The 639-nt window shown below is 51.5% G+C and carries 1 pseudogene; it reads right to left on the reverse strand.

Annotated features, from left to right (window positions below):
- Positions 1-433, reverse strand: a pseudogene (locus J5M71_RS26410) (hypothetical protein); the annotation flags it as partial.
- Between the last annotated feature and the right edge of the window lie 206 nt (positions 434-639).

Genomic DNA, 639 nt, shown 5'->3' on the forward strand with positions numbered 1-639 from the left:
GCGCAATATCCGGCTCCTGAGCTTCGATTTCCAGCATTCGGCTTTTCTGTTCACCTTGCAGGAAGTTTGACAACTTGGGTTCGAGGAAGTACTCGAGCAACCCCGCGGTGTTCATCCCCTTTAAACGTTCCTCAGGAGACTTGCTTGCGCTGATATGTTGCTCAAGTTCATTCATCGCTTCTTTGATCGAGCTTGCAGCGCGTTCAGGCAGCAGATAGAACATTCTTTCCTTGGTTGCGTAGATCACCTCGCCATAACTTGTCGAGCAAGCCGTTTCCACTTTGTCGAACGCGTTGGGGCAACTGGCAGGCATTACAGGCTGAGGATCAAGCTCCAAGGCAGGTTTCGTTTCAACCGGTGTCGACGGGGCTGAGGCAGTTGCCGCAGAGCTGTCGCGATCTACCTTTGTTGCTTCTGAGATTTCAGTATCCATTTCGCTTCCATTCATTCTTAACGGACGGGTTCATCAAGCAACGCTGGTGGTGAGTTGCTGCAGCTGCTGTACTTTGATGAACGACTCTTCCCTGGATTGCAGGATGGCCATTGCCTGTGGCTGTGTTTCAAGCAGTGGGCCATTTGTGATTGACCCCAGCTTCAGCAAGTGACGGCCTTCGTAAATATTGTGGGCAACCAGCACAT

This window comes from Pseudomonas sp. 43(2021) (assembly GCF_017490805.1).
Lineage (GTDB): Bacteria > Pseudomonadota > Gammaproteobacteria > Pseudomonadales > Pseudomonadaceae > Aquipseudomonas.